Source organism: Pseudoalteromonas sp. 3D05 (assembly GCF_002723455.1).
In the GTDB taxonomy this organism is placed as follows: Bacteria; Pseudomonadota; Gammaproteobacteria; order Enterobacterales; family Alteromonadaceae; genus Pseudoalteromonas.
This window is the reverse complement of sequence record NZ_PDUS01000040.1, coordinates 1-2,575: the sequence shown is the minus strand read 5'-3', so window position 1 is coordinate 2,575 and position 2,575 is coordinate 1. Positions and strand designations below refer to the sequence as shown.

Here is a 2,575-nt window from a genome sequence, read left to right as displayed (position 1 = left end):
CCACAGAAGATGAGGATGTGTTAATTCAAGGTGACGGGGCAGAATCAGGCGCAACAGTGACGGTCAGCATTGACGGTGTGACTAAAACCACCACCGCCGATTCAAGCGGTAATTGGACGTTGTCGGGTAACGAATTAGACATTAGCGCGCTGAATAATGGCACGCTTACGGTATCAGCAACACAAACAGATGCGGCAGGTAATACATCTACGGCTGCTACAACTACGATTATGCTCGATAACCAAGCCCCCGATGCATTAACGATTAGCACACCAATAGAAACAGATGGTATTGTGAATGCTGTTGAAGACGGCGATGTGTTAATTACAGGCTCAGGCGCAGAAGCTAATACCAGCGTTACGGTGACTATCAGCGATGGCGCGAATAACCAATCGCGCACTGTGACAGCAGATGGTTCAGGTGCGTGGACACTCAGTGGTAGCGAGTTTGATGTCAGCAGCTTTAATAATGGCTCACTCAGTATTAGCGCCACGCAAACAGATGCAGCAGGTAACACGTCGACGGCGGCAACTTCATCCATTACATTAGATAACGAAGCACCAAATGCTGTAACTATAACCACGCCAATTGAAAGCGATGATAAAGTTAACGCAGTGGAAGACAGCGATGTATTGATCACTGGCTCAGGCGCAGAAGCTAATACCAGCGTCACGGTCACTATCAGCGATGGCGCGAATAACCAATCGCGGACTGTGACAGCTGACGGCTCAGGTGCATGGACACTTAGTGGCAGCGAGTTTGATGTCAGCAGCTTTAATAATGGCACGCTCAGTGTGAGTGCCACACAAACTGACGCAGCTGGTAATACCTCGACTGCAGCAGCAGCCACGATTACGCTCGATAACTCAGTGCCAAGTGCAGTTAGTATCACAACCCCAATAGAAGGCGATGGTAAAGTTAATGCAGCGGAGGACAGTGATGTACTAATCACCGGTTCTGGTGCAGAGGCTGATACTAGTGTCACTGTTACTATCAGCGATGGCGCGAATAGCGATACACGTACGGTCACGGCTGATGGCTCGGGTGCATGGACACTCAGTGGCAGTGAGTTTGATGTTAGCACGTTTAATAATGGCACATTGACCGTTAACGCAACTCAAACAGATAGTGCGGGCAACACGTCTAGTGTTGCAAGTACTTCTGTGATCTTAGATAACGTGGCGCCAACAGGAACTACCGCAGCTATTGATCAAAGCATTATAAATAGAAGTAATGAAGCAGCACTTAGCTTTACTTTATCAGGATTAGAAAGCTCAGGGAGCTTCACTTATCAAATTTCTGATGGGTCTAGTACTGTGAGTAGTCAAAGCGCGGTTGCTATAACCAGTAATACAGAACAAGTTTCATCGATTAATGTTACAAACCTTAATGAGGGCACTTTAACACTCACTGCAATTGTTACTGACGAAAGCGGAAACCCAGGAACAGGTGTCACTGCTACAGTAACCAAGCAATACAATGTTGTGCCAGTGTTATCAGGTAATCCCACAACAAGCATAAATGAAGATAGTGTTTATAGCTTTATACCAACATTAACTGATTCAGATAGTGAAGATACGCATACTTACTCAATCACTAATAAGCCGACTTGGGCTAGCTTTGATACACAAACAGGTGAATTATCGGGTACACCAACGGATGAGCATGTTGGCACAACATCAAACATACAAATATCGGTTGATGATGGCACAGATACAGGTAATTTAACGGCCTTTAATATTGAAGTAATAAATACCAATGATGCGCCGACGGGTCAAAATACCAGTTACACTATCAATGAGGGGGCAACACTTTCAAGAGACTTTAATAATGGCTTACTCACGTTAGCAGCTGATGATGATTTAGACTCTAATGACAGCTTGACGATTGCTAAAGATACCGACCCACAATACGGTAGTTTAACGCTCAATAGCAATGGTAGCTTTAGTTATGTTCACGATGGCAGTGAAAATCTAACTGATAGTTTTACTTATCATGTTGAAGACAGTGAAAGTGCTAGTTCATCAGTGTATACCGTAACAATTAATATGAATGCTGTTGAAGATGCCCCTACAGCATTTAATGACAGCATTTTGACTCTAGAGGATGAATCTAAATCAATTAATGTACTTAGTAATGACTCAGATCCTGAAAGCAACCTGGTTGCCTCATCTGTTACAGTTAAAACGCAACCAACAAAAGGCCAGCTTAGTATTGCTAATGGTGTTGTAACGTTTACACCAAATGCAAACGTTAACGGAAGTGATTCGTTTACTTATACGGTGAAGGACTCAACGCTTGCAGAATCAAACGAAGCGATTGTGAACATTGATATTACTCCAGTGAATGATGCCCCTGTAGTGAGTAACTTTAATGAAATGGTGGATGAAGACACCGCAACTAACGCGATTCAAGTTAGAGGAGGTGCCACTGATATTGAAGACACGATTCCGACAGGAAATATTGCAGTTGTAGCACAGCCTTCAAAAGGGTCCGTCAGTATCGACCAAAATGATGGAACTTTAATTTATACACCGAGTGCTAATGAAAATGGCCAAGACACCTTTACCTACAC

Annotated in this window: 1 protein-coding gene; it reads left to right on the top strand. The window is 43.9% G+C overall.

Features of this window, described 5'->3' with window-relative positions:
- Nucleotides 1-17: 17 nt before the first annotated feature.
- The coding region (locus tag CSC79_RS19920; protein ID WP_237114073.1) for an Ig-like domain-containing protein at nucleotides 18-2,575 on the top strand (2,558 nt) is incomplete at its 3' end.